The sequence below is a fragment of the Neisseria sp. P0009.S008 genome, assembly GCF_051958615.1.
GTDB lineage: Bacteria > Pseudomonadota > Gammaproteobacteria > Burkholderiales > Neisseriaceae > Neisseria > Neisseria subflava.
This window is the reverse complement of the sequence record NZ_JBQCVG010000014.1, coordinates 19,223-44,927: the sequence shown is the minus strand read 5'-3', so window position 1 is coordinate 44,927 and position 25,705 is coordinate 19,223. Positions and strand designations below refer to the sequence as shown.

Genomic DNA, 25,705 nt, shown 5'->3' with positions numbered 1-25,705 from the left:
GTGAGGGGTGAGACGGGTGTTTTGGTGCATGTTCATGTTTCAGTATTCTCCTGGAAATACTGTAAACAACGCTACTAATTTCTACAAATCAGACGATCAACCCAAATAAAAAAGCCCGTCGGGAATGGCGGGTACGAGATTTGGCCGGAGTTGAAAAGGAAAGCCCCACGCAGGAACGTGGGGCAGGGTTGAGGCACGAGGCCTGCAACAAAAGGAGTGAATATGATAGACCAAAAACAGACACAGTGCAAGAAGATAATTAATTGCGCAAAGGTGTATGAAGCACGGTTGAAAGTCTTGGCTTATATGCAAGCAGAAGATGTCAAAAAAACGCAGGAAGCGTTGAATAAGTGGGCTGAAATTGTGAAACCGCCGCCATGCCGTGCAAGATTTGCTGATACGCTGTATCAGGCGGTGCTGGCAAGCGGCCTGTATTGTCCAATACGCGCTTAATCGTCGCCCCATCTATCACTTCAAGAGCGTACAAGTCGCCGCCTAGTGTTTTACGCGGATAAATGCACTGCGCATCAATGACAAACAAATCTTCCAGCAAGATGCGCAGCCAGTCCGCCCATGTATGCTCTTTGTCAGGCGACTGAAAGAACGCAATAGCTTCATCAATCTTTCTGTCTTTGCGCTGCGATTCGTTGTTTGCCGTTGACTCAACGTCGCGCTTTTGGATTATCCATTTCAGGCATTCCATTTGGTCTTTACGTGTCTCGATGACTAAGCGCAACACATCGTAGTTATCGGCAAGGGCGCGTAATTGTGCAAAGCCTATTGCCTCGCGTTCGCGCGGCTTGGAATGCCCAACATTGTAGAACGGCTCATAATCGAACCGCCGCCCCTCTGCCTGCTGTGCAACAGGGGCTAAAGGCTCGCCCACATCAAACCACCCGTCCGCGTTGCCGGTAAAGGCGTAACGGACACCAGCGGCAACGCGGGCAATAAAGCCTTGTGATAAAGGTGTCTTTTTACTCATTTATTTGCCTCGACCTGCGAACGCAGGTAATCAATCATGCCAGTTCGGGTGTCTAGTAGCTCGCCAAACGCGCGGCTTAAACAGTCGATTTGGTCGTCATGCTGACCGTTTGGAAACATTCGCATTTCTGAAATCAGCGCGTCTGTATCCCATGTGCCATCATCCAACACCATCACATTACCGATGTTGACCTGTGCCGCGAATGGCTCGGCTCGTGTTACCTTGTCGCCCGACTCAGGGCTGGCAGATACAGAAAAACCCGCCAATTGACGGGTCAGATATAGTGTTTGCGATTTACCGGCCTGTCCAGGGTCTTGAGGGATAGATATTTTTGTTTTCACGCCGTCTTTTTGCGCCGTGTTTTTCAAAATTCTGTCTCGCTCATCTGCGCCGTACTGACCGCGCACGACGTTGGCGATGATATACCGCCCATCTTCTGTTACGCCAAGCCTGCCGCCTGCCGTATAGTCGCCATCGTTCGCAGTGGACGCTAAGTCCCATCCGCGCACCCATCTGATATTTCCAGCGGGCAGGGCTTTCACAAATTGCAGATTGTCAGGCTTAAACGTGCCACCATCAGGCGGCGCTGGACGTTGCAAATACTGCCCGGCAAAGACATACGGCGCGGCTTGTTCCATTCGGCGCAGTGTTTCAATATCGTGCTTTTCAGGCCACAACGCCGTACCGTCGTCTTGAATAGCTGGCAGACAAAGGTGTTCCCACTCTTCGCCATTACCACCATCAAGCAGCCAACCTGCCAAGTCATTCTCGTGCAACCGTTGCATAATGAGAATAATCGGCGTTTCAGGGCTATTCTTCCGTGATTCGACTGTGTTTTGAAACCAGTCTATGATATTTTGCCGTCTGACCTCGCTTCGTGCTTCGTCTGCTTTATGCGGATCGTCAATGATGATACAACCACCGAAGCCGTCCCGATGTTTGCCAGCACCGAAACCGGTAATCGTACCGCCTGCGCCTATTGCGTACATCACACCACCTTCGGTTGTCTTCCAATGGCTACTGCTTTCGCTTTCAAGCTCCACATTCGGGAAAATTGCCCGATATTCCTCATGCTGCACCAAGTTCCTAATCTGCACGGAGTTATTGACCGCCAGTGTCGCAGAGTAGCTCGCATGAATAAACTCGCAATCAGGCACTCGTCCCATTGCCCATGCAATGAAGTTCACAACCGCAATCTCGGTTTTTGAGTAACGCGGCGGAATATTGATAATCAGGCGTTTCGTTTCGCCGTTGAAAACACGTTCTAGGGCGTTACAGATTAGGGCGTGATGATTCGCTCGCTGCCAAATATAGCCACGTCTTTGATAAAACATCCAGCGTGTAAACATATACAAGCTGCCGTATGATTCCTGGGGTATTTGTCAAAAGCGTGGGTAAGTGGTTTCACACCAACGATGAGAGCTGCACCCAATACATCCTACTGCGCACCATGAAAGAGTTGCCGGTGGGGTTACGCTGGAAAACGATGGAAAACGATTTCATCCTCATGACCCGCGAGCTACTGGATGAGATGACTACGCAGATGGTATTGGATGAGCAGGCCGACTTTGCCAACGCCGAACGCCATAAAGCCGCCATGTTAAAGGCCGAAAATCCGCTGGAATACGATTATTCGGACGGCTGGACAGCTAACTACGAGCAGCCCGCCGCCGAGCTGGAGGAGGCGTAATCATGAAACCACGATACTACCTAGCTCTCTATAAAGGCCATCGGGGCGGCTCCGGCTGGCGCGTATGGTGTGCTCGAGCCACCGACTGGCTGACCCGCATTCTCACTCGTGGCCAATACAGCCACGCCGAGATTGCCTACGGCCCAGTCGAAGGCGGCGGGTACGACTGTATTTCATCTTCCGTGCGCGACGGCGGTGTGCGCGCCAAAACGATGCTGCTGCCCGCTGATAAGTGGTTTTACTCCGAGTGGTACGCCGCCGCATTGGGGCTGCCCGACTGCTGGCGCTGGTCGCCCAATGACCTTGCCGCCATCGTGTCTGTCCTAAAAAGGCAGGCATGAAAAATCTCGCCACGCAGGCGGGGAATAAGAAAGATGAGACGGCGACGCGGCAGGTGCGGGAACACACGCAGCGAACTGCCCGCCTATCTCGACCTCGTGGCCGAACTGCACCTGCCCGGCTGGGAGTGTTTTGCAGACAGCCAAACCTTTACTGTGAGCAGCACCATCAACCGTAATTCGAGCTACGACGACCACCTGATTTATAAGTTCTGTCGACAAGCGGCAAAGCAGTAGAAAACAAACAGGTCAACGAGTATTCCATTAAAGGCTACTCTGGCACCGAAACCAATAAAGAAAACGGCAGCGTGACTGCCAAAGCCAGTATCAAATTCATCGATACACCAAAGACGGTTCAAACGTTGATGTGAATGCCAACCTGAACGTCAACTACGCTGATGAAAACAAAAAAGAATCTACCGCCGTCAAAGGCGATATGAATGCGACCAATGTTGTCATCAACGCCAAAGACTCTGCTGAAATCGCATCCAACATTACTGCCAACAACAACGTCAACATTACCGCAGGCAACGGCGTAACCTTCACCGAGTCAGCCAATACTGCCTCCAACCAAGGTACAGCCGTTAATGTCGGTATCGGCGCTGGTACGACAATCAATGTTGAAACCGGTGTTGCCGTTCCTCACGTCAATGGCTCTGTCGGCGTCAACAAAACCGATAACGCTTCTTCTACCGCCACAGGCGCGAATGTAGCGGCCGGCAATGACATTAAAATCAATGCCAACAACGGTGACGTCAACCTGCACGGTACCAACCTGGTATCCAACAACTCCGTTGAAGTAGAAGGCAACAAAGTCAATACTTCCGGCGCAATCAGCAGCGTTAACGAAAAAAACCTGACCGTCAATGTCAACGGCAGCTACGCTTCAGGTAAACCTGACGGCGGCATCAACGCCAAAGGTAAAAACGAAGCCAACGTAACCAATACGGCAAACACCATCCAAAGCGACAATGTTGTTATTACTACCGGCTCTCCAACCGGTTTGAGCGTCAACAATACGACCATCAACGGTAATAATGTTGCGCACTACTATGACGACAGTAAAGCTCCTGCGGCGAACCGTTATACCTATCGTCCTCGCCAACCAAGCTACGCCAAACGCCGTTTGCGCTACTAAGATGCGCTATTGAAGTCATTTAATAGCCCTTAAGGCATGCCGTCTGAAAACAGAAAGTTTTCAGACGGCATTTTTATCATCAATGCAAAACAACACACTATCTCTGTTATGATAATGCCTCGCTAATATTATTCCGTTCCAACCATGTCTTCCCCCCTTCCTTTTGACGCGCTCACACTTTCCATCGACGGTACCAACCTCATCGAAGCTTCTGCCGGTACGGGTAAAACCTACGGCATTGCCGCGCTCTTTACCCGACTGATTGTTTTAGAAAAAAAAGACATCGAGAAAATTCTGGTCGTTACCTTTACCAAAGCGGCGACGGCAGAACTGAAAACCCGTTTGCGCGCACGTTTGGACGAAGTGTTGCAGGTTTTGAACGAAATTCAAACTTTGGGCGGTAAGCCGGAACATATTTCAGACGGCCTGAACACATATTACGACAAAGAGAAAAAATCTCCCGATGACTTTCTCAATCGTTTGATTCCTTTGGCTTTAGGCGAGCAAGACGGACAGGAAAGCTGCCATCGCCTGATTCTCCGCCTCAAAGCCACGCTGAGCCAGTTTGACAACGCATCGATTTACACTATCCACGGCTTCTGTCAGCGCGTTTTGCGCGATTACGCGTTTTTGTGCGGCGCGCCTTTGGATGTCGAGCTGTCGGACGACTCGCGCGAGAGGCTGCTGATTCCTGCGCAGGACTTTTGGCGGCAGAAAGTGGCAACCGATACCACATTGGCACAATTGGTTTTTGACCGAAAATGCACGCCTGAAGAAATGCTTGCCGAAATCAAAAGCTATACCGGCCGCCCCTATCTGAAATTCAGACGGCCTGAAGGCAGTTTGAAAGAAGCCCAAGCCAACCTTCAAGAAACATGGCAAAAAGTTTGCGGTCAGTTGGAAGACTTGGAAAAAGCGTTTTGGACAATCTTGCCCAAACTTAATGGCCAGACCTACAAAAGAAATACCTTTGAAAATGTTTTTATCGATTTAAAAACAAACGCCGAATCCAGTCATCTGCCCCGCCTGAGCAAACAAACGCTAGGGAAATTAAGCCTCTTCAGTATCGACACGCTCAACAGCAAACTGAAAAAAGAATATAAAGCCGATGCCGATGCGCCGGAAATTGTCCAGCTGCAAGCCTTGGCCAATCTCGGTCGTGATTTGCAAGCAATGGAAAGCGCGGAAGAAGCGGTCTTCATCTGCCTGCAACTCGATCTCCTTTCCTACATCAACCAATCTATTGCCGAACAAAAAAAATCACGCCGCGAGCGCGTGTTTGACGATTTGCTGCTGGATGTCCATCAGGCATTGACCATCCATGAACACGGCAACGCATTGGCAAAAGTGGCGGCGGCAAACTGGGAAATCGCGCTGATTGACGAATTCCAAGATACCGACCCGCTGCAATATGAAATTTTCCGCCAAATTTTTATCGAACAAGGCTGCCCGCTGTTTCTCGTTGGCGACCCCAAACAGGCGATTTACAGCTTTCGCGGTGCGGACATTTACGCCTATCTGCAAGCCGCGCAAGATGCGGACCGGCATTACACCCTCGCCGTCAACTACCGCAGCCATGCCAAGCTGATCAACGGCATCAGCGCCTTGTTCAAACAAAAAAAACATCCATTCGTGTTGGAAAACATCGATTACAGCGATGTCTCCGCCAGCCGCGCCGCAAGCCGGCTGTCGCCACACTGCCCCGCCATCCAAGTGCGCTGGCTCAATACGGACGACCAAACCGGCAAAGAGATTTTGCGCGGCCGTGCCGCCGAATATTGCGCCGATGAAATTGCCTTTGCGCTCAATGAAGCAGCCGAAGGCCGTCTGAACTTCAAAGGCCGCGCGCTGGAATCCGGCGATATTGCCGTCTTGGTGCGCACCAACAACGAAGCAGCAATGATTGCCGGAAAACTGAAACAGCGCCGTATCCAAAGCGTGTTGCTGTCGCGCCAGTCCGTTTTCGATTCCGCCGAGGCAGACTCGCTGTCCGCGCTGATCGGCTTTTGGCTCAACCCAAGGCAAACCGACTGGCTTCGCTTTGTCTTGACCGGAGTTTTGTTCGGCTATACCGCCAAAGAAATTTACGAACTCAACCACAACGAACACCAGCTGCTGAAATGGCTGGAGTCATCTGCCGAGGCCATGGAAAAATGGCGGAAAGGCGGCATTTTTGCCGCCATGCAGCAGTTTGCCACCCTACATGACATTGAAACACGCCTGCTCAAAGGCGGCAACGAACGCAGCCTGACCAACTACTACCAAATTCTGGAGCTTTTGGCCGAAGAAGACAGCCAAAGCCGTAACCCTGCCGCCCTGCATAAATGGTTAAACGAGCAAATCAGCCGTGCGCGCAGCGGCCATTTCCCGTCAGACGCACAAACCATCCGTCTTGAAAGCGACGAAAAATTGGTCAAAATCGTTACCATGCACGCGTCGAAAGGTTTGCAATATCCTTTGGTGTACTGCCCCTTCGCATGGGATACCAAAGACAATTCCAAAGAAAACTGGAAAATCCTACATACTGAAAGCCATGAAACCGAGCTGCTGGCCAAATCACAAACCTCAGAAGCAGAACTAAGCCACCTTGCCGACGAAAAGACGGCAGAAGATTTGCGTCTGCTCTATGTCGCACTTACCCGCGCCGAAGAACAGCTCAACATCTACGCCGCCGCCAACAAAAACTGTACGCCAAACAATCCTTTTGCCTATCTGCTCGAAGGTTTGCCAGATGCCGACCGCGAAAGCGTCAGCCAAAGCTATAAAAGCGCGACAGACGTTGTGGAAATGCTCAAAACCAACTGGCAACGCTTTATCAAGAACGCACCTGAAAATACGGAGTTTGCCTTCACGGAAGAAGCCCCGCCGGAAACCATCTACCAATACAGCCGCCAGCAAGACCAAGCTTTTGGCGCACATAGCATCAAACGCCGCGATTTTGACTTTATCCGCCACACCAGCTTTACCGGTTTGAGCAGACACACCAAGTCAACCGACGAACAACACGAGCCTTTGCAACCTGCCATCGACCCGGCAGAAAGCGCAGACCGTGCCATGCCGTCTGAAAACCTGCCGTCCCCACTTTCAGACGGCCTTGATATCCACCATTTCCCCCGCGGCACCAATGCCGGCGTATGTTTGCATGAAATGTTGGAAAAACTCGACTTCGCCGCCTCTGCCGAGAGCCAATCCGAAATGATTGCCGAAGTTTTACAACGCCACAGCTTTGAAGACAAATGGTTGCCAACGGTAAGTACCATGCTCGACACCTGCCGCCTGACGCCTTTAATCGGCGAGAGCCTGTCGCAGATTCCGCCGACCCGACGCCTGCCCGAAATGGGGTTTACCCTGTACATGGACGATTTCAAACTGGACAACTTGCGCCGTTGGTTTGCCTCAAGCGAAGCAAACCTGCCGACCGAATGCGTCCAAGCCGCGCAACTGCTTGATTTCCATGATTTGCAAGGCTATTTAAACGGCTTTATCGATATGGTTTGTCAAGATTCAGACGGCAATGTCGTTTTAATCGACTACAAATCCAACTATTTGGGCAACGATACAAGCGCGTACACGCAACAAGCGATGAACGAATCCGTGGCGCATCATCACTACTACCTGCAAGCCCTGATCTACGCCGTTGCCATTGCGCGCTACTATGCCCTGCGCGGCAAGCCGTTGACCAAAATCGCCATCCGCTACCTCTTCCTACGCGGCATGGACGGCTCGGAACGAGGCATTTGGAAATGGGACATCGATACCGCCCTGCTTTCCACTTTTGTTGAACGAAAAACAAATTCTTGATAAATCATTTTGTTAAACCGTCAAAAAGGCTGTCTGAAACGTTTTCAGACGGCCTGTTTAAACGGCTGCCGGTATGGTTATGGAACGATATTGTCCTGCGCGCAATCTTCAAACGGAAAGAATGCTTTTCTATTTCTTTATAACCAAAGCGTCTGCTGCTGGTTTTTCGGCAGCAAATGACTCACGCCGATACCGATCAGGCGGAAGGCGTCTTCGCGTTGCGGCGGTATGCGTTGCAACAAAGTATGCGCCGCCTGAAGCAGCGAGGTGCTGTCGGGCAAGACGGAAGAATACGTCAGCGAACGCGTGATAATGCGGAAATCGTGGGTTTTGAGTTTGAGGGTAACGCCTTTGGCTTCGACGTTTTTGCGTTCGATTTGCCGCCAAAGGTCTTCGGCAAGGTGCGGTAAATGGCTAGAAACCTGCGCCAAAGACAAATCTTCGGGCAAGGTGATTTCGGTTGAGATTTGCAGGCGTTCGCGTTCGGCTTTGACCGGCCGCTCGTCGATACCGCGTGCCAAATCGTAAAGGCGGTAGCCGTAACGGCCGAAATGGTTTAAAAGTTCGCCGCGCTCAAAACGGCGTAAATCGCCGGCGGTCTGCATACCGAGGGTATTCATCTTTTTCAGCGTGACTTTGCCAACACCGGGAATCTTACCCAACGGCAGGCTCTCCAAAAACACCATGATTTTTTGCGGCGGCAGCACAAACTGCCCGTTCGGCTTGCGCCAGTCGGAAGCAATTTTGGCCAAAAACTTATTGGGTGCGATGCCTGCGGAGGCTGTCAAACCGGTTTCTTCAAAAATTTCGGCACGAATGCGTTTGGCTACCTCGCTGGCGTACGGGATATTTTCAAAATTTCGGGTAACATCCAAATAGGCTTCATCCAAAGACAAAGGCTCGATCAAATCGGTATAACGCCGAAACACAGCATGAATCTGCGCCGAAACTTGGCGGTACAAATCGAAATGCGGCGGCACAAACACCGCCTGCGGACACAGCCTTTTCGCCGTCGCCACCGACATGGCCGAGTGCAAACCGAATTTGCGTGCTTCATAAGAAGCGGCACAAATAACCGACCGCGTACCGTCCCACGCCACAACGACGGGCAGCCCTTTCAGGTGCGGCTGCTCGCGCAGTTCTACCGAAGCGTAGAATGCGTCCATATCGATATGGATGATTTTGCGTTGAGACATGGGAAAAGGTGGATAAGAAAAAGGCTTATTGTAACAAAAGGCCGTCTGAAGTTTCAGACGGCCTCTATGTTTAAGCCTTATTTTTTACTGGAAAGCTGGTCAAACAATCCACCATCGGCAAAGAATTTTTTCATGATTTCTTCCCACGATCCAAATTTCTCATTCGGATTAAACGTCTCAATTTCAGGGAAGTCGGCTTTGTGTTTCGCCAAGACTTCGGCATTGCGCGGACGCAGGTAAAGATTGGCGGCCAATTCTTGGGCCGGTTCGCTCCAGAGGTTTTGCAGATAGGCTTCGGCAGTGGCGCGTGTGCCTTTTTTGTCGACTACGCTGTCCACGACGGCAACCGGCGCTTCGGAAAGAATGGTGTAGCTTGGATAAACGATTTCAAACTGGTCTTGGGTCAGCTTTTTGCTGACATAGTTGGCTTCATTTTCAAAGGTAACCAAGACATCACCGATATTGCGTTGGCTGAAGGTCGTTGTTGCTGCGCGGCCGCCGTTTTCAAACACAGGCGTGTTTTTCAGCAATGCGGCCACAAAATCTTTGGTTTTGCCTTCATCGCCGTTATTGACTTTCAAACCATAACCGTACGCACCCAAAAATGCGTAGCGGCCGTTGCCGGTGGTTTTCGGGTTGGCCAAAACGATTTGCACGCCGTCTTTAGCCAAATCGCCCCAGTCTTGGATGTGTTTCGGATTACCTTTACGTACCAAGAAAACGACGTTGCTGGTATAAGGTACGGCATTGTCCGGCAGGCGTGTATTCCAATCAGCTTTGACCAAACCTTTTTTCACCAAAAGCTCGATATCGGAAGTCTGGTTCATGGTCACCACATCGGCAGCCAAACCGTTAGCGACAGCCAAAGCCTGCTTGCTGGAGCCGCCGTGCGACTGTTGGACTTCAACCGTCTGCCCGCCGTTTTTTGCGGCAAACTCTTTGACAAATAAAGGATTGTATTCTTTATAAAAATCGCGGGCGACATCGTAGGAGACGTTCAGCAATTTGACTTCGCCCCCCTTACCTCCGGCAGCTTGAGAGGCATTGTCGGCGGATTGTTCGGTTTTTGGCGAGCACGCGCTCAAAGCCAGCGCGGCGGTCAAAGCGGCAAAAGAAAGCGTACGGATATTCATGGTCGGCTCCTGTTAAAAATATGGGAGCACTTTATCGGGATTGGATGCAAACTGGAAATAATGTTTGCTTTCGCGTTTATCAGTTTTGGTTATATACAATCCGGGCGGAAATCGGGAAAAAATGCCCACTCAAATACACATTACAATAAATTTCATATACATCAATCAGATAAAGATTAAAGCAGCTATTTATACAGGATAAACATACGTTGCAAACAGCATTACCCAATACGTCAGGCCGTCTGAAAACCCAATATAAATAATTATTTATAATTAAAAAATCTAATCCTTTTTATTTACAAAAAATACAAATAAGAGTAATGTTTCTACTCGCCAAAATACAAGGCCTTTCATTCAACAACAAAAATGGAGTATAGAAACTATGAAACAATGGATGCTTTTAGGATTGCTGGGATTGGGCGCAGTGGCGCAGGCGCACGATGTTTGGGTGGCCGCACCGACACATCAGCCTGCCGGCCAAATCCTGCATGCGGATTTAGGTTACAGCCATGACTTCCCCAATGTCGAAAAAATCGCCGACGACCGCGTGCATATTTTCAAACCACTGCAATTGACCGGCAGCTCAAAGAAAACCGTTGATTTGGTAAATAAAGGCGAAAACTATCAATACGTTTCCAAAGCCGCATTGCCTGAAGGCTCCTACTGGGTCAGCGCAACCTACAAACCGACTTTCTGGTCGAAAAACCAAGACGGCTGGAAACAGCAAAACTTGAAACAGCTGGCCGGCGCAACCTATTGCGAACAGGCGCAAATGTTCGGCAAAAGCTTTGTCCAAGTGGGCAACGGCGCAGTTGATGAAGCTGTATTGACCCGCCCTATCGGCCAAGATCTGGAACTGGTTCCGCTGAAAAATCCGAACGAAGTCCAAGCCGGCGGTATTTTGCCGGTCAAAGTCCTGTACAAAGGCGAGCCTTTGGTTAAAGCCACCGTTACCGCCAGCTCGGACACTTTGGCCGAAATGGACTTGGAATCAACCCATGACCACCGCGAGCCTCAAGGCTTCTCCGGCAAAACCGATAAAAACGGCGTGGTCAATGTGATTACGTTGATTGACGGCTTGTGGAAAATCAAAGTGGTGAACGAGACCGATTACAGCGATAAAAGCGTATGCCAGCAGGACAAAGCTTATGCAACGCTGATCGTACCTGTCGGCACCAAACGCGCGGCTGCACGCCATGCCCTCCATCATCAACACTAACAGCCATTAACAAAAGGCCGTCTGAACTTTCAGACGGCCTTAATTTATTCCCATTCATAACCCAAATTTCTAAAAAAACGGGAGTATGTTTCCAATCTATCCTCATTCAATTGGGCAAACCGGACACGATTGCAGCCGGTCAAGACCACATTTCCCATCCAGTGCGCCCCAAAGACGCGCTCTAAAGGGACATTCCTCATTTGATTGATAAACGGTACTTCTAAAGAAAATTGCGTAGCAATATTCGGAGGCGCAAATTTCAAACCCAAGTCCTGCAATCTATAACGGTGTTGCGCCGTCAAAAACATATCTTCATGGTGCAGCTTTACCAGCCATTCCATATCGGCAATTTTTTCGTCTTTCGGCGGCAACGGCGGTCGGATTTCTACATTTAAGCCCAATTGTCGCGGCATGGCTAAAAGCCGTCTGCTGCGCAGGCTGAAACCACCGTTCTGCGGCTCGTCCAAATTCGGAGAAGTCTGAATCAGATGTTGTTTGGCCAAATATTGGTCGGTTCCCTTCAGGAAAAACTGCCCGTCGGCTTCGGTTTCCAACAAAATCGGCAAAGGTGCACCGATATAGTCATATTCCCGATAGGCATCCTGCCAGTTTTGACCGTTCAACACCCAGCCGTCATTTTGAACAATCAAACAATAATCCGTATCGATGTAATACATCAGTTGGTACAAAACAAACAAATTGTATTCCAGATAACCGAATTTCCGGCAAGGCTGATGTCGGATATTTTCCGGCAAACCTTGCGGACAGCTCGGGCTGATCAGCAATCCACGGCTGCCGGGCAATTCGGCACAGCTGCGGATAATGGCATACATCGTGCCCTCGGTATAAGAATCTGCGCCGGTAATACCAACCACGGTAATGTCAGTAAAACTCATTAATATATTCCCTTGTTTCAGACGGCCTTTGAGTTATTTACGACGCCTTATTGCAGATATCTTTCAAGCGATATAAGGCATCCAAGGCTTCGCGCGGCGTGAGGTTGTCGGGCTGAATTTGCGCCAAAGCTTCAGCCAATTCATTGTTCTGCAAATTATCGACAGGCTCAACTTCTTGTTCTTTCCCTTCCTCTTCAGTCCCATTTTCAGACGGCATGGCGCTGAAAATATCCAACTGCGGACGGTTGGCGGCAGCTTGGTTTTCCAAATCGTTTAAATGCTTTTGAGCCGCTTTCAAAGCACGGTTGGGCAGACCTGCGAGTTTGGCGACGGCGATACCGTAGCTTTTGCTGGCAGGGCCGGGTTCGATGTGGTGGAGGAAGACGATGTCTTGTCCTTGTTCGAGCGCGGAAAGGTGCATGTTGACTGCCGTTGCGTGGGCTTCGGGCAGTTTGGTCAGTTCGAAATAGTGGGTGGCGAAGAGGCTGAAGGATTTGTTTTTTTGCAGCAGGTGTTCGGCGATGGCGTGCGCGAGGGCGAGGCCGTCGAAGGTGGAGGTGCCGCGTCCGACTTCGTCCATGAGGACGAGGGATTGGTCGGTGGCGTGGTGGAGGATGTAGGCGGTTTCGCTCATTTCGACCATGAAGGTAGAGCGGTTGGAGGCGAGGTCGTCGGAGGCGCCGATGCGGGTGAAGATTTGGTCGATGGGTCCGATTTGGGCGGCATCGGCGGGGACGAAGCTGCCGGTGTGCGCCATGAGGACGATGTGGGCGACTTGGCGCATGTAGGTGGATTTGCCGCCCATGTTGGGGCCGGTCAGGAGCATGAGGCGGTGTTTGTGGTCGAGGCGGGTGTGGTTGGCGGTGAAGTGGCGCACTTGTTGCTCGACGACGGGATGGCGGCCTTTTTCGATATGGATGACGGGGTAGTCGGCGAACTTGGGGCAGACGAAGCCGCGTTCGGCGGCGGTGGAGGCAAAGGTGGAGAGTACGTCGAGGGCGGCGGCGGCTTTGGCGGCTTTTTGAAGCTGAGGCAGGGTCGTCTGAATGTCTTTGAGGAGGGCTTCAAACAGGCGTTTTTCCAATGCCAATGCCTGCTCTTGCGCGGTCAGGACTTTGTCTTCGAAGGTTTTGAGTTCGGGGGTGATGAAGCGTTCGGCGTTTTTCAGGGTCTGGCGGCGTTGGTAGTCGGCAGGGGCTTGTTCGGCCTGGACTTTGGATAACTCGATGTAGAAGCCGTGGACGCGGTTGAACTCGACTTTGAGGGTGGAAAGGCCGGTGCGTTCGCGTTCGCGCGCTTCGAGGTCGAGCAGGAATTCGTCGCCGTGGTTTTGGATGTGGCGCAACTCGTCGAGTTCTGCGGAATAGCCTTGGTTGATGACGCCGCCGTCTTTGAGCCAAACGGCGGGTTCGGGCATCACAGCGGCTTTGAGGGTTTCGGCTACGGGCAGGGTTTCGGGGAAAACGGCTTTGAGGGTTTCTAAGAGGCTGCTGCCCTCGGCAGACAATTCGATTTCGGACAGGGCAAACAGGCTGTCGCGCAGGGCGGCAAGATCGCGCGGGCGGGCGTTGCCGACGGCGATGCGGGCGGCGATGCGTTCGATGTCCGCGATGTTTTTCAGACGGCCTTGCAGGGCTTCGTATTGCGAACCCAGCGCGGCAACGGCTTCTTGGCGGGCGCGGATGTGGGCGCGGCTGCGTAAGGGGTGGTGCAGCCAGAGTGCCAAGAGGCGGCTGCCCATGTGGGTGGCGCAGCCGTCGAGTATGGAAAACAGGGTCGGCGATTTTTTGCCGGAGAGGGTTTGCGTGATTTCAAGATTGCGGCGCGTGGCGGCGTCCATGCCGATATATTGGCTGTCGGTTTCGAGCGAAATGCCGTCTAAGTGTTGCGGCATCAGGTTTTGCGTCAGGCGGATGTAGTTCAACAGCGCGCCCGCCGCGCCGACGGCGGCTTCGTGTTCCTTGCCGTCCAAACCAAAGCCGTGCAAGTCTTGGCAGCCAAAGTATTCGGTCAACAATTTCGCGCCCGCGTCGGCGGCAAACTGCCATGAGTTCAGGCGCGTGATGTTGGCAGAGGTCGTACCACGGGCAGGCTGCGCACTCTGAAAACCATTAGGCAGGCTTTTGCCTTCGGGCAACAGGATTTCCGCCGCCTGCAAACGCGCCAGCTCGTCGGCGAGTTTGTCCGCCGTCGTCAGCTTGGTTTTGAATTCGCCGCTTTGCAAAGATGCCCACGCGATGGCGATGTGTTTTTTATCCGCGTTCACCGCCGCGATGCGGTTGGTTTCCTTGTCTTCCAAAAACGCCGCGTCGGTCAGCGTGCCGGGCGTAACGATGCGCACGACTTTGCGCTCCACCGGCCCTTTGCCCGCGCCGACTTCGCCCACCTGCTCGCACACCGCCACGCTTTTGCCCATCTTCACCAGCCGCGCCAGATACTGCTCCGCCGCGTGAAACGGCACGCCCGCCATCTTAATCGGCACGCCGTCCATCTGCCCGCGCGTGGTCAGGGTGATGTCCAACAGCTTCGCCGCTTCCACCGCGTCATCCAAAAACAACTCGTAAAAATCGCCCATGCGGTAAAACACCAGCTTGTCGGCGTGCTGCGATTTGATGGCGAGATACTGCTGCATCATCGGGGAAACAGTGGGTTTGGACATGGAAAAGCCTTAGAAACGCAAAAGCGTTATTGTAACAAAAGGCCGTCTGAAAACCTAAATAAGCTTTCAGACGGCCTTTTATGTGTGCCAAATAAAATTAGTTATAAACGAAAATAATGTCTAAATCTTTCTTCGGCAGGAAATTTTCTTTGACTGCTTGGAAGCGGTTCGGCCCTACTTTGCGCAGGGATTTGTCCCAGCAGAGTGAAATCACGGTATTGGGCTCGCGGTCTATGGTCAGGGTGAATTTACCGATGGGTTTTGCCCAGTTGGCACCTGTGGTCAGGATATAGCCCAAATGGTGATAGACCTTTTCTTCTTTCACATTTTTAAAGTTTTTAAGGAAGTTTTCATCCATACAGTACTCATCTATGAATGCTTTGCTGTCTTTGGCTTTGAGCGAAGGCAGGAAGCTGCCGCCAACCAACGGGGTGTATTGGTGTTTGATTTCGGTTACAGCGTTGGCTTTAAAGGTTTGCTTCCAGCTGTAAATAATCTGCGCCGACCAATACGTCCAGCCCATCATGTTCAATTCGCTGGCTGGAAGTAAGGATTTGATTTTAGGCGAGCTGCAAGTACGAATTTTCTTATCGAGCTTTTCGGCATCTTTGTTTTGCGTCCATGGGTGCATCAACTCCTGATCGCTCAAACCGCATTTTTTCAAGTCGGCGGTTACATCCACCAACGTTCCGTTACTACGTTCAAAATAGGCACGGACGTGGGCTTGCGGGCGGACAGGTTTGCCGTCGGCGTAAATGCGGAAGCTGTTAACCAAGCCTTTGGTGTCGGCAAAGTCGGAAACTGTGGCCGCAGGAACGATGGGCAAAGGGAAAAGGACAGTTTCGATAATGTCTTGCGAGGAGGTGTTTTTAAACCGGTAATGCACGCGAATCTGGTTTTCGCTGATGTACAAATCTTCGCTCTGCATATCGATATGCGGATTTTTCAGATATTTGATGCCGCTCGTGCTGACTGTACCCGTGCTGTCGTTGGCATGGGCTGCTCCGGCAAGCAGGAGGAGCAAGATTAAAGCTTTTTGTTTCATGATTTAACCCCTTTGAAACAGGCCGTCTGAAAAACAGGTTTCAGACGGCCTTTAATAGCAGCTTGGGTTTAAGCCAAAGCCACTTCCAAATTATCAATCAGTCGCGTTGTACCCAGACGGGCGGCGGCAAGCACCACCAATTCTTTATCGCCAACATGAGCCACTGCCAAGCTGTGTGCATGGCGGATTTCAACGTAATCAACCACCCAGCCGGCATCGGTCAAACGGTGGATACATTCGTCTTCAAGCTGGGCGTAATCCAGATTGCCGTTTTTCAGGGCAGCGGCAATATTTTGCAACTCTTGATAGAGGCGCGGCGCTTCTGCGCGTTCTGCTTCGCTCAAATATTGGTTGCGGCTGGAAAGTGCCAGGCCGTCTGAAGCGCGGCCGGTGTCGACAGGAACAATGTCGATATTGAAGTTCAAATCTTCAACAAAGCCTTTGATAATCGCCAGCTGCTGATAGTCTTTTTTGCCGAAGCAGGCGGTATCAGGTTGAACAATGTTGAACAACTTGGTCACAACAGTCGCCACGCCGCGGAAATGGCCCGGACGGAATTTGCCGCACAATTCGTTTTGCAAGTGCGGAGGCTCGACATTGAAACGCTGTTCCACATTCGGATACAGCTCTCTTTCATCAGGCGCGAACACGACGGCAACGCCCTCGCCTGCCAATTTGTCGGCATCTTGCTGCAAAGTGCGCGGATATTTGTCGAAATCTTCGCCTTGTCCGAATTGCAGGCGGTTGACAAAAATACTGACCACAACGTTATCGGCACGTTTTTTTGCTTCGCGCACCAGCGCAAGATGACCTTCGTGCAAATTGCCCATGGTCGGCACAAATGCCACTTTTCCGGCAGTTTTGCGCCACTCGCGCAATTCTTTAATCGTATGAATGATTTGCATGGTTTGAAAAATCCTTTATCTTTTCCGCCGTTTTATCAACGGAAATCACGCGCCGATTATACGCTTTTATTCATCAAAAAGGCCGTCTGAAATAAGTTTCAGACGGCCTGGATTTTATTTTATCCGACAAACGTATGTTCGACAGATGGGAACGTTTTTGCTTTGACTTCGTCCACATAAGCTTTGACCGCGGCTTGAACGCTGTCTTTGCCCTGCATAAAGTTCTTCACGAATTTGGCGGTTTTACCGGGGAAAATGCCGAGCATATCATGCATCACCAAAACCTGACCGTCGCAATCCACGCCTGCGCCAATACCGATGGTCGGGCAAGAAACTGTCTCGGTCACTTTTTTTGCCAATTCTGCAGGAACGCATTCCATCAACACAATCGCCGCACCTGCCGCATCATGCGCTTTGGCGTCATTGAGCAACGCCTCTGCCTTGTCGCCGCGGCCTTGAACTTTATAGCCGCCGAATGCAAACACGGATTGCGGAGTCAGGCCGATGTGGGCGCAAACAGGGATACCGCGCATTTGCAGAAATTCAGTGGTCTCCGCCATCCAGACACCACCTTCAAGCTTGACCATATGCGCGCCGGCCGCCATCAACTCTGCCGCTGCCGCAAATGCCTGCTCTTTGCTCTGCTGATACGCACCAAACGGCAAGTCGCTGACAATCATGGCATTTTTAGTACCACGAGCCACGCATTCAGTGTGGTAGCACATATCTTGCAAGCTCACCGGCAAAGTAGACTGACGACCTTGCACCGCCATGCCCAAAGAATCGCCAACCAGCAACACATCCACGCCGGCATTGTCCATCAGCGCGGCAAAGCTGGACTCATAAGCGGTCAGCATGGCGATTTTTTCGCCCTCTGCTTTCATTTTTTGCAAAGTGTTTACGGTAATCATGTGTTTTGTGTGTTCCGCCCGACGGGCAGCCCTTTGTTGTAATGGAAACGCGGTATTATAAGGTCTGCTTTTAAAATATCAAAGCATAAGCAAAAAGCCCGACTGCTTTCACAATCGGGCTTTTAATTGGTGCCGGCACCAAGAGTCGAACTCGGGACCCCCTGATTACAAGTCAGGTGCTCTACCAACTGAGCTATACCGGCTTACTGAAATGCCTTGCAGCACCATCAGTCTTTAACTGGTGCCGGCACCAAGAGTCGAACTCGGGACCCCCTGATTACAAGTCAGGTGCTCTACCAACTGAGCTATACCGGCAAGGAAGTCGGCATTATGCCGATAAGTTCCCATCTTGACAAGCATTTTAAAACAAAGTTACTCACGAAATTATAAAAACCAATGATTTTAAAGAAAATTAAATACCTGCCTTATCTTTTCATCCAACACACTCAAAGGCCGTCTGAAAACCACCCCAGCGCAAAACATCATTGTTTCTGTTAAAATAACGCCTTTAATATCTTTTGCCTGCACCCATGCCACCCCGCCATCCTTACCGCCGCCTGCGCCCAGCCAAATCCCATCTGCCCGAAGTCGGCATTTCCGAAGAAGGCAATATCCGTTCCCTGCATTTGGGCAGCGACACCATTCAAAGCTCCATGAATGTCGATCATCCATCCGAGCTGGTGTTGTCGTACAGCCGCGCCATGATGGGTTGGCTGCTGTTTGCAGAAACCCCGCCGAAACACATCACCCAAATCGGCTTGGGTGGCGGCTCGTTTGCCCGTTGGATAGACAGCTATCTGCCCCACACCAAGCAAACCGCCATAGACATCAATCCGCAAGTCATCGCCGTGGCGCGCAGCCTGTTTGAATTGCCGCACGAAGGCGAAAATTTTGAAATTATCGAGGCAGATGGTGCGGAATATATTAAAGTGTTCCGCCACAATACCGATGTAATTTTGGTAGATGGTTTTGACGGCGAACAGATTATCGATGCTTTGGTTGAAGAACCCTTCTTCCAAGACTGCCGCAACGCCCTCTCTCCCGACGGCGTATTTGTCACCAACTGGTGGAGCGGCGACCAGCGTTATCAACGCTTTGTCGAACGCCTGCTCAACGTCTTTGACGGCCGCGTACTCGAGCTGCCTGCCGAAAGCCACGGCAACGTAGCGGTCATGGCGTTCCAAAGCAGCCCTAAAGAACAAAATCTCGACAACCTGAAAAAACGCGCCGAAAAATTAAGCGAAAAATACGGCTTGGACTTCAAACGGATGCTTGCTGATTTGAAAGCCAACAATCAAAACAACGGCAAGAATTTTTATCTGTAAACCGTTTCAGGCCGTCTGAAAATAAACAAGGACACACCCATGCTCAAACCCGACATCATTCAAATCTCCGGCCCGGCCGGTTTGCTGGAAACCATCTATCTGCCAAGCACACAAGAATCCGCCCGCGGCGTTGCCGTCATCAACCACCCCAATCCCTTGCAAGGCGGCACCAACACCAACAAAGTCATCCAAACCGCTGCCAAAGCCCTCAGCCAACTCGGCTTCCATTGCTACCTACCCAATTTGCGTGGCGTAGGCAATAGCGAAGGAGAACACGACTACGGCCGCGGCGAAACGCAAGACTGTATTACCGTTATCGACTACGCCCGCGCGCAACATCCTGATGCGCCGCAATTCGTCCTGGCCGGTTTCTCATTCGGCGGCTACGTTTCCACCTTTGCCGCACAAGCGCGCACGCCTGATTTACTGTTACTAATGGGCGCCGCCGTCCATCACTACACCGACCGCCCGGAGCCATCCAACGTTCCCGATGTCGCCAAAACATTGATGATTCATGGCGCGGAAGACGAAGTCGTCGAAATCAACAAAGCCCTGACATGGGCAGAACCACAAGGCCTGCCTGTTATCACCATTGCCGGCTCGTCCCACTTCTTCCACGGCAAACTCATCGTTTTACGCGATACGATCACACGGTTTGCACCGGCTTTATTAGGCTAAAATCTGGCTACACAATAAAACAAGGCCGTCTGAAAGCTTTTTCAGACGGCCTTGTTTGTATGAAACCTTATTATCTAAATATCAGGCTCAAGTATTCAGAAATCCATCAAGGATTTTCTACTTAACATATCAATTCTGAGTCAACCAATACTGTAAACCAATCAAAGTCTTACCATCTTTGATTTCATCGTTTGCCAATGCATTGCGCACCTCGTCCTTGCTCATCAGGACGGTTTCTGTAATTTCATCCTCATCGTTGCTCAACTCGCTGCCCAAACGCACGCCTTGCGCTTGGTAGAGATACATTTTTTCATCGCAAAAACCGACTGCGGTGTAAAAGGAGTATAACAGTTTGACACTGTCGGCGACATATGGCGTTTCTTCCGCCAACTCACGCAAAGCGCATTCGGCAGGGTCTTCGTCCGCCACATCCAATTTACCCGCCGGCAATTCCAACGTCGCCTGATCGGCGGCATAACGCCATTGGCGTACCAAAACAACTTTGCCGTCTTCTGTTTCCGCCAATACACACGCAGCACCCGGATGACGGATCACAACCCGTTGGCTTTCATTGCCGTTGGGCAGGCGTACCCGATCACGGCTGATGGTAACAAAAGAACCTTCGTAGATTGGCTCGCTGCTTAATTTAGTTTCCTTCAAATCCATTTTTTACCTCATTTTTCCAAATTATTAAATATTAAAGGCCGTCTGAAATCCTTTTTCAGACGGCATAGATAAGCCTTATTCCCGAGTACGTTCAATTTCAATACCGACCTGCGCCACATCAGGCAGGATACCCGGCTTCACAATACGGACGCGCACTTTGGCCGCACCAAAATCATTTAAAATCAATTGGGCGATATATTCCGCCAAAGTTTCCAGCAGTAAAAAATCCTGTTCGGCAAGGCTGCGGCGTACAACTTCGCATACTTCGCCATAATGAATGGTGTCGCCGATATCGTCGCTCGTGCCGGTACGCTCGGGAACACTGATTTCCAAATCCAAAATCAAAGTCTGTTTACGCTCGCGTTCCCAATCATATACGCCGATTAAAGTATCGGCCTTCATGCCGTACAAAAAGATTTTATCCATTTGCCTGTCCGTTTTTTTTGATAGAATAACCGTTCCCATTTTAAGTAAAGCACCCAAAATGTTCAATGTACTCGCCATTATTGCCGCCTATCTTATCGGCTCCCTGTCTTTTGCCGTCATCGTATCAAAATATTACGGCATGGACGATCCGCGCACTTACGGCTCCGGCAACCCCGGTGCCACCAACGTCTTGCGCAGCGGTAAGAAAAAAGCAGCCGCACTGACCCTGCTCGGCGATGCAGTAAAAGGCTTGATTGCCGTCATCTTGGCTCGCTGTCTGCAAGATGCTTTAAATTTGTCTGATGCAACGATAGCACTGGTTGCCATCGCCGCATTGGTCGGTCATATGTGGCCAATATTTTTCAATTTTAAAGGAGGCAAAGGCGTAGCCACCGCATTGGGCGTCTTACTTGCCCTCTCCCCCGTAACCGCCCTGCTCTGCACCTTGGTTTGGCTGGTCATGGCATTCGGTTTCAAAGTCTCCTCACTCGCCGCACTGGTCGCCACCATCTGCGCACCCATCTTCGCCTTCTTCATGATGCCGCACGCCTCTTGGGCATGGGCAACCGTATTCATTGCAGCATTGGTGTTGTACCGCCACAAAAGCAATATTCAAAACCTGATTCAAGGTAAAGAAAGCAAAATCGGAGATAAAGCCGGGAAATCTTAAAAATGTAGATACAATCAATAAAAGGCCGTCTGAAAGTATATTTTTCAGACGGCCTTTTATAGCTTCACTTGCTTTATTCACGCATAATCAATCAATCTTAATATATTCCACCGACAAAATCTCTATAATCTCACGTCCTTCCGGTGTATCCAAGACAACTTCATCGCCTTCGCGTGCTTTAATCAGGCTGCGTGCCAAAGGGGAAATCCATGAGATTTTGTTTTTAGCGGTATCGATTTCATCTACTCCGACGATTTTAACGGTTTGTTCACGACCGTCTCCGCGCAATAAGCCAACGGTGGCGCTGAAGAAAATCTGATCCGTGGCTTCACGCGCTTCAGGGTCGACGACAACGGCTGCTTCCAAGCGTTTGGTTAGGAAGCGGATACGGCGGTCGATTTCGCGCATACGGCGTTTGCCGTAAAGATAGTCGCCATTTTCGCTGCGGTCGCCATTGCTTGCCGCCCAGTTAACGATTTGGACGATTTCCGGGCGTTCTTTGTTAACCAGATGATAAAGTTCGTCTTTCAATGCCTGCCAACCGGTAGGTGTGATGTAATTTTTGGTTTCGGTACTCATGATGTGTCTAAAACATAATTAAAGGCCGTCTGAACGTTAATTTTCAGACGGCCTTTATTGTAAGTCAATTTACTTTATTCTTCATCATCACTATCGCTGATACTGATGCTGTGTTCCATTTTGCTTGGATGTACTTTCAAACCGCCACAACCTGATTTTTCGGTAGAGAGACGGTTTAGATACGCTTCGTCGATATCGCCGGTTTGATAAACACCGTTAAAGCATGAAGAATCGAAGGATTCGATTTTTGGATTGAGTGCTTTGACTACTGCTTCCAAGTCTTCTAAATTTTGGAAGACGATACCGTCCGCGCCAATCTCGGCCGAGATTTCTGCTGCGCTGCGGCCGTTTGCAATCAGTTCTTCACGGGTCGGCATATCGATACCGTACACATTCGGATAGCGCACTTCGGGAGCTGCAGAAGCAATATAGACTTTGCGCGCACCTGCCGCTCGTACCATTTCAACGATTTCACGGCTGGTCGTACCGCGCACGATGGAATCATCCACCAACAAAACGCTTTTGCCATTAAACTCGGTTTCCATCGGACTGAGTTTTTGGCGTACTGATTTTTTACGCGTTGCTTGTCCGGGCATGATGAAAGTGCGGCCGATATAGCGGTTTTTAATCAGACCTTCGCGGTAAGGTTTTTCGAGATGGACGGCAAGCTCCATCGCGCTGGGTCGGCTGGTATCAGGAATCGGCATCACGACATCGATATCGTCGACGGGCAACTCGCGTTTGATTTTTTCCGCCAAAGAAACACCCATATCCAGACGCGCCTGATAGATGGATACGCCGTCGATGACGGAGTCTGGACGCGCGAAATAGACATATTCAAAGAGACAAGGGCTGAGTTTGACTTTATCACTGCATTGACGCGACACGATTGAACCGTCAAAGCTGACAAACACGGCTTCACCCGGCTGGATATCGCGTTCCAAATCATAGGCAAGTGCGTTGAAAGCAACTGATTCAGAGGCAACGGCATACGATTTTTTACCGGATTCATCGGTTTGCGAACCCAATACCAACGGACGGATACCGTGAGGATCGCGGAAGGCAACCATGCCATATCCGGCAATCATGGCTACAACACCGTATGCGCCGCGCACTATGCGGTGTACTTCGGAAACGGCGTTGAAAATATTGTCGATGGTGAGTTGATAAGGGGCTGTATTTTTAGAGACTTCACGGCGTAATTCGTGCGCGAATACATTGAGTAGGACTTCAGAATCGGAGCTGGTATTAACGTGGCGCAGGTGTTTGTTGCATACGTTTTCATACAGCTCTTCGGTATTGGTCAGATTACCGTTGTGTGCCAAAACAATGCCGAATGGGGAGCTGACATAAAACGGCTGGGCTTCTGCACTGCTGCCCGCATTGCCTGCAGTCGGATAGCGGACATGTGCAATGCCGGCATTACCGATCAAGTCGCGCATATTGCGGGTACGGAACACTTCGCGCACCATGCCTTTGCCCTTGTGCATATGAAATATATTGCCTTCGGCAGTAACAATACCTGCTGCGTCCTGACCACGGTGTTGCAACATCTGCAAACCATCATACAACATCTGATTGACCGGCTCATGACTAACCAAACCTAATACACCACACATATCGTGCTTCTCCGAGTTTGAAGATTAAATGGGTAAGCCGTCATTATAAAATAATTTAGATGAGTTTGCTCGAATTGTTAACAATATGATGTCAAATTTACGCAAATAAAAACGGACTCAGACGACCCATAGGCCGTCTGAATCCGTCAAACTCAATCATCCAATTCTTCAACTTCAGCTGCTTTACCCGAAAGATGCGGCATTGCGGTATCTTTTCCAGGCAAATAAGGCATCGCAGCATCGGCAAGTGATTCAAAATACGGAATTGTGTACGAACTTTGCCACTCTTCCGTTTTCGGCAAATCAGTGTGTGAAAAAACCATCACTGCCAGTGTCACCAAAATCACACCTTTCACTGCACCGAATACACCGCCAAGCAAACGGTTAATGCTTCCCAAACCAACGGCAGACATCAAACTGCTCAACAGCGATCGTGCCAGTTTCTGCAACAGCCATGCCAGAAAAAACACAGCGGCAAAACCCATGGCAACCGCCAAAGAATGCGGCTCAACCGATTTAAAGACCACATCGGCAAACGGCACGGCAAGCGTTCTGGCTGCAATGAACGATACCACCCACGCCACCATCGCCCCTGCTTCGGCAATAATACCCCGTGTCAACGAGATAATGATGCAGATGACGATGACGGCGGCAGCCAACAAATCGGCAACAGGCAAATTACTCACTGGTCACCTGACCTGCAATGCCATGTACACGCAATTTGTTCAAATCGCGCTCTGCATCGCGTGCATTTTTATAACTGGCTGATTTCACGCGATACACCTTACCTTTATCGGTCATCACTTCAGTAATGGTTGAATCGATACCTGCGGCTTTCATTTTACGTTGCAGGCTTTGTGCGCGTTCTTTTTCAGCATAACCAGCCTGAATAGCGGCCTTTTTAGCAGGTTTAGCTTCTGCTTTTTCTTTTTCAGCTTTAGGTTTGGCTTTTTCAGACGGCTTCTCGGCAGTTTTTACCTTATCGGCTTTTTCTGCTTTGGCCGTTTCTGGTTTAGCTTTTTCATTTTTTGGTTTTTCAACTTTGGCTTCTGCTTTCTTGGCAGGTTCGGCCTTGTCTTTTACGCTGTCTTTGCTGTTTTTGGCAGATTTACGCTCAGCAATGGCTTTCTCTGCTTTTTCCAATTGTGCCAATTTATTGCGTTCGGCAGCGGCTTCACGCTCTGCTTTTTCAGCACGCGCTTGAAGTGCGCGTTTTTTAGCTGCCAATGCGTTTTCTTTCTCAGCAGCTTCCTGTTGGGCTTGTGTTTTACGGGCCGCAGCAGCACGTTGTTCAGCCTGACGTTGGCGGCGTTCTTCGGCTCGGCGCTCCGCAGCTTCACGTTTGGCGGCCTCGGCTCGTTGAATACGTTCGGACTCTTCCAAACCTTTAATATTGCCGTCATCCAAAGTATCGTTGATCAAAACCAACGGTTCGCCAACATCTTCGGGAGCAGATTCACGGCTTGGCTTCAATACTTCAACCGGCGCATTATCTTCTTCGTCGCCTGCATTTTGCGGTTTATTTGATGCTTCGGCATCCGCATGGCGGGCAGCCTCCTCAGCAGCAGCGACATCTTCTTTATTCGGCTCTAAAACGACGGCCTTGCTCGGCTCGTCAGCCGTTTTGACTTGGCTCTGACCGACAGGCGCTTCTTTAAACGGTGAATTTTTATCGTCGCCGGAAGTCAGCGCCAGACCGAACAGCATACCCGATGCCACCACCAGGCCGGAGGCCAAGACCAAGCGACGGCGGTTGCGACGTTTCAGTCGTTCGTAACCGTCTAAATCGTATCCGTTTGGAGTTTCTTTTTGTTTATTGTCGGACATGA

General features: G+C 50.6%; 24 protein-coding genes and 2 tRNA genes. 9 read left to right on the top strand and 17 right to left on the bottom strand.

Annotation, left to right across the window (positions count from 1 at the left end; all coding sequences use genetic code 11):
* Nucleotides 1-322 precede the first annotated feature (322 nt).
* Complete coding sequence (locus tag ACTHSQ_RS10225; RefSeq protein ID WP_003685322.1) at nucleotides 323-982, bottom strand: hypothetical protein; 660 nt, start codon at nucleotides 980-982, stop codon at nucleotides 323-325.
* Nucleotides 979-2,331: a phage terminase large subunit gene (gene terL / locus ACTHSQ_RS10220; RefSeq protein WP_440371930.1), complete on the bottom strand. Its 1,353-nt coding sequence runs from the start codon at nucleotides 2,329-2,331 to the stop codon at nucleotides 979-981. The genes ACTHSQ_RS10225 and terL overlap by 4 nt, the downstream gene beginning before the upstream one ends.
* A 14-nt stretch (nucleotides 2,332-2,345) precedes the next feature.
* Between terL and ACTHSQ_RS10215 the strand changes: the two genes are divergently transcribed.
* The 5 genes from ACTHSQ_RS10215 (at nucleotide 2,346) to recB (ending at nucleotide 7,949) form a co-directional block, all read left to right on the top strand.
* Entirely contained in the window at nucleotides 2,346-2,672 is a 327-nt protein-coding gene (locus ACTHSQ_RS10215; protein ID WP_050770518.1) for a DUF4376 domain-containing protein, read from the top strand.
* A 2-nt stretch (nucleotides 2,673-2,674) separates the two neighbouring features.
* Nucleotides 2,675-3,013, top strand: a complete 339-nt coding sequence (locus ACTHSQ_RS10210; protein WP_003685272.1) for a hypothetical protein — start codon at nucleotides 2,675-2,677, stop codon at nucleotides 3,011-3,013.
* A 33-nt stretch (nucleotides 3,014-3,046) separates the two neighbouring features.
* Nucleotides 3,047-3,247, top strand: coding sequence for a hypothetical protein (locus ACTHSQ_RS10205; RefSeq protein ID WP_003685104.1), 201 nt, complete (start codon nucleotides 3,047-3,049; stop codon nucleotides 3,245-3,247).
* 130 nt (nucleotides 3,248-3,377) lie between these two features.
* Nucleotides 3,378-4,148: a hemagglutinin repeat-containing protein gene (locus ACTHSQ_RS10200; protein ID WP_440371929.1), complete on the top strand. Its 771-nt coding sequence runs from the start codon at nucleotides 3,378-3,380 to the stop codon at nucleotides 4,146-4,148.
* A gap of 144 nt (nucleotides 4,149-4,292) precedes the next feature.
* Entirely contained in the window at nucleotides 4,293-7,949 is a 3,657-nt protein-coding gene (recB, locus tag ACTHSQ_RS10195) for an exodeoxyribonuclease V subunit beta (RefSeq protein WP_440371928.1), read from the top strand.
* A 137-nt stretch (nucleotides 7,950-8,086) separates the two neighbouring features.
* Here the strand turns inward: recB and dinB are convergent, their stop codons facing one another.
* Together dinB and ACTHSQ_RS10185 are read right to left on the bottom strand one after the other, a co-directional pair.
* The gene (gene dinB, locus ACTHSQ_RS10190; protein ID WP_440371927.1) at nucleotides 8,087-9,145 is read right to left on the bottom strand and encodes a DNA polymerase IV; all 1,059 of its coding nucleotides are present in this window, start codon (nucleotides 9,143-9,145) and stop codon (nucleotides 8,087-8,089) included.
* Nucleotides 9,146-9,222: 77 nt separating this feature from the next.
* Nucleotides 9,223-10,272, bottom strand: a complete 1,050-nt coding sequence (locus ACTHSQ_RS10185) for a sulfate ABC transporter substrate-binding protein (protein WP_440363756.1) — start codon at nucleotides 10,270-10,272, stop codon at nucleotides 9,223-9,225.
* A gap of 388 nt (nucleotides 10,273-10,660) precedes the next feature.
* Between ACTHSQ_RS10185 and ACTHSQ_RS10180 the strand changes: the two genes are divergently transcribed.
* Complete coding sequence (locus ACTHSQ_RS10180; RefSeq protein ID WP_440371926.1) at nucleotides 10,661-11,497, top strand: DUF4198 domain-containing protein; 837 nt, start codon at nucleotides 10,661-10,663, stop codon at nucleotides 11,495-11,497.
* Nucleotides 11,498-11,541: 44 nt separating this feature from the next.
* Here ACTHSQ_RS10180 and ACTHSQ_RS10175 read toward each other — a convergent pair whose 3' ends face one another.
* The 7 genes from ACTHSQ_RS10175 to ACTHSQ_RS10145 form a co-directional block, all read right to left on the bottom strand.
* Nucleotides 11,542-12,393 carry a DUF5672 family protein gene (locus ACTHSQ_RS10175; protein WP_137040933.1) on the bottom strand — a complete coding sequence of 284 codons (852 nt, stop codon included), beginning with the start codon at nucleotides 12,391-12,393 and terminating at the stop codon, nucleotides 11,542-11,544.
* Nucleotides 12,394-12,430: 37 nt separating this feature from the next.
* A complete protein-coding gene (gene mutS / locus ACTHSQ_RS10170) occupies nucleotides 12,431-15,052 on the bottom strand; it encodes a DNA mismatch repair protein MutS (protein WP_440371925.1) in 2,622 nt (873 codons plus the stop codon).
* Nucleotides 15,053-15,149: 97 nt separating this feature from the next.
* Nucleotides 15,150-16,097 carry a DUF4424 family protein gene (locus ACTHSQ_RS10165; protein ID WP_440371924.1) on the bottom strand — a complete coding sequence of 316 codons (948 nt, stop codon included), beginning with the start codon at nucleotides 16,095-16,097 and terminating at the stop codon, nucleotides 15,150-15,152.
* A gap of 68 nt (nucleotides 16,098-16,165) precedes the next feature.
* Nucleotides 16,166-17,002, bottom strand: coding sequence for a pantoate--beta-alanine ligase (panC, locus tag ACTHSQ_RS10160; protein ID WP_440371923.1), 837 nt, complete (start codon nucleotides 17,000-17,002; stop codon nucleotides 16,166-16,168).
* Nucleotides 17,003-17,121: 119 nt separating this feature from the next.
* Nucleotides 17,122-17,913, bottom strand: coding sequence for a 3-methyl-2-oxobutanoate hydroxymethyltransferase (panB, locus tag ACTHSQ_RS10155; protein ID WP_440371922.1), 792 nt, complete (start codon nucleotides 17,911-17,913; stop codon nucleotides 17,122-17,124).
* Nucleotides 17,914-18,040: 127 nt separating this feature from the next.
* Nucleotides 18,041-18,116, bottom strand: a tRNA-Thr gene (locus tag ACTHSQ_RS10150).
* 36 nt (nucleotides 18,117-18,152) lie between these two features.
* Nucleotides 18,153-18,228, bottom strand: a tRNA-Thr gene (locus ACTHSQ_RS10145).
* A gap of 215 nt (nucleotides 18,229-18,443) precedes the next feature.
* Here ACTHSQ_RS10145 and ACTHSQ_RS10140 point away from each other — a divergent pair.
* The gene (locus tag ACTHSQ_RS10140; protein WP_003685283.1) at nucleotides 18,444-19,238 is read left to right on the top strand and encodes a polyamine aminopropyltransferase; all 795 of its coding nucleotides are present in this window, start codon (nucleotides 18,444-18,446) and stop codon (nucleotides 19,236-19,238) included.
* A gap of 39 nt (nucleotides 19,239-19,277) precedes the next feature.
* Entirely contained in the window at nucleotides 19,278-19,916 is a 639-nt protein-coding gene (locus tag ACTHSQ_RS10135) for an alpha/beta hydrolase (protein WP_440371921.1), read from the top strand.
* A gap of 129 nt (nucleotides 19,917-20,045) precedes the next feature.
* On the opposite strand, the gene ACTHSQ_RS10130 is transcribed toward ACTHSQ_RS10135, so the two are convergent.
* Together ACTHSQ_RS10130 and folB are read right to left on the bottom strand one after the other, a co-directional pair.
* The gene (locus ACTHSQ_RS10130; protein WP_049329396.1) at nucleotides 20,046-20,582 is read right to left on the bottom strand and encodes an NUDIX hydrolase; all 537 of its coding nucleotides are present in this window, start codon (nucleotides 20,580-20,582) and stop codon (nucleotides 20,046-20,048) included.
* A gap of 75 nt (nucleotides 20,583-20,657) precedes the next feature.
* Nucleotides 20,658-21,008 (bottom strand): dihydroneopterin aldolase, encoded by a 351-nt coding sequence (gene folB / locus ACTHSQ_RS10125; RefSeq protein WP_049329397.1) that lies wholly within the window; start codon nucleotides 21,006-21,008, stop codon nucleotides 20,658-20,660.
* Between the two features lie 58 nt (nucleotides 21,009-21,066).
* On the opposite strand from folB, the gene plsY reads away from it, so the two are divergent.
* Nucleotides 21,067-21,678 (top strand): glycerol-3-phosphate 1-O-acyltransferase PlsY, encoded by a 612-nt coding sequence (plsY, locus tag ACTHSQ_RS10120; RefSeq protein WP_440371920.1) that lies wholly within the window; start codon nucleotides 21,067-21,069, stop codon nucleotides 21,676-21,678.
* Between the two features lie 87 nt (nucleotides 21,679-21,765).
* On the opposite strand, the gene greB is transcribed toward plsY, so the two are convergent.
* From greB to ftsN, 4 genes are all read right to left on the bottom strand, one after another.
* Nucleotides 21,766-22,257, bottom strand: coding sequence for a transcription elongation factor GreB (gene greB, locus ACTHSQ_RS10115; protein ID WP_070608176.1), 492 nt, complete (start codon nucleotides 22,255-22,257; stop codon nucleotides 21,766-21,768).
* Between the two features lie 74 nt (nucleotides 22,258-22,331).
* Nucleotides 22,332-23,876, bottom strand: a complete 1,545-nt coding sequence (gene purF / locus ACTHSQ_RS10110; RefSeq protein WP_295708940.1) for an amidophosphoribosyltransferase — start codon at nucleotides 23,874-23,876, stop codon at nucleotides 22,332-22,334.
* Nucleotides 23,877-24,028: 152 nt separating this feature from the next.
* On the bottom strand, nucleotides 24,029-24,562 hold the full coding sequence (locus ACTHSQ_RS10105; RefSeq protein ID WP_154953945.1) for a CvpA family protein: 534 nt from the start codon (nucleotides 24,560-24,562) through the stop codon (nucleotides 24,029-24,031).
* Complete coding sequence (gene ftsN / locus ACTHSQ_RS10100) at nucleotides 24,555-25,703, bottom strand: cell division protein FtsN (protein WP_440371919.1); 1,149 nt, start codon at nucleotides 25,701-25,703, stop codon at nucleotides 24,555-24,557. The genes ACTHSQ_RS10105 and ftsN overlap by 8 nt, the downstream gene beginning before the upstream one ends.
* Nucleotides 25,704-25,705: the final 2 nt, after the last annotated feature.

Coding starts and splice junctions, on each gene's coding strand:
- mutS (WP_440371925.1), bottom strand. CDS start 15,052: ATGTCCAAACCCACTGTTTCCCCGATGATGCAGCAGTATCTCGCCATC.
- ACTHSQ_RS10205 (WP_003685104.1), top strand. CDS start 3,047: ATGAGACGGCGACGCGGCAGGTGCGGGAACACACGCAGCGAACTGCCC.
- ACTHSQ_RS10130 (WP_049329396.1), bottom strand. CDS start 20,582: ATGGATTTGAAGGAAACTAAATTAAGCAGCGAGCCAATCTACGAAGGT.
- dinB (WP_440371927.1), bottom strand. CDS start 9,145: ATGTCTCAACGCAAAATCATCCATATCGATATGGACGCATTCTACGCT.
- recB (WP_440371928.1), top strand. CDS start 4,293: ATGTCTTCCCCCCTTCCTTTTGACGCGCTCACACTTTCCATCGACGGT.
- ACTHSQ_RS10140 (WP_003685283.1), top strand. CDS start 18,444: ATGCCACCCCGCCATCCTTACCGCCGCCTGCGCCCAGCCAAATCCCAT.
- ACTHSQ_RS10175 (WP_137040933.1), bottom strand. CDS start 12,393: ATGAGTTTTACTGACATTACCGTGGTTGGTATTACCGGCGCAGATTCT.
- panB (WP_440371922.1), bottom strand. CDS start 17,913: ATGATTACCGTAAACACTTTGCAAAAAATGAAAGCAGAGGGCGAAAAA.
- panC (WP_440371923.1), bottom strand. CDS start 17,002: ATGCAAATCATTCATACGATTAAAGAATTGCGCGAGTGGCGCAAAACT.
- terL (WP_440371930.1), bottom strand. CDS start 2,331: ATGTTTACACGCTGGATGTTTTATCAAAGACGTGGCTATATTTGGCAG.
- ACTHSQ_RS10215 (WP_050770518.1), top strand. CDS start 2,346: ATGATTCCTGGGGTATTTGTCAAAAGCGTGGGTAAGTGGTTTCACACC.
- ACTHSQ_RS10225 (WP_003685322.1), bottom strand. CDS start 982: ATGAGTAAAAAGACACCTTTATCACAAGGCTTTATTGCCCGCGTTGCC.
- purF (WP_295708940.1), bottom strand. CDS start 23,876: ATGTGTGGTGTATTAGGTTTGGTTAGTCATGAGCCGGTCAATCAGATG.
- ACTHSQ_RS10180 (WP_440371926.1), top strand. CDS start 10,661: ATGAAACAATGGATGCTTTTAGGATTGCTGGGATTGGGCGCAGTGGCG.
- folB (WP_049329397.1), bottom strand. CDS start 21,008: ATGGATAAAATCTTTTTGTACGGCATGAAGGCCGATACTTTAATCGGC.
- ftsN (WP_440371919.1), bottom strand. CDS start 25,703: ATGTCCGACAATAAACAAAAAGAAACTCCAAACGGATACGATTTAGAC.
- plsY (WP_440371920.1), top strand. CDS start 21,067: ATGTTCAATGTACTCGCCATTATTGCCGCCTATCTTATCGGCTCCCTG.
- ACTHSQ_RS10210 (WP_003685272.1), top strand. CDS start 2,675: ATGAAACCACGATACTACCTAGCTCTCTATAAAGGCCATCGGGGCGGC.
- greB (WP_070608176.1), bottom strand. CDS start 22,257: ATGAGTACCGAAACCAAAAATTACATCACACCTACCGGTTGGCAGGCA.
- ACTHSQ_RS10165 (WP_440371924.1), bottom strand. CDS start 16,097: ATGAAACAAAAAGCTTTAATCTTGCTCCTCCTGCTTGCCGGAGCAGCC.
- ACTHSQ_RS10135 (WP_440371921.1), top strand. CDS start 19,278: ATGCTCAAACCCGACATCATTCAAATCTCCGGCCCGGCCGGTTTGCTG.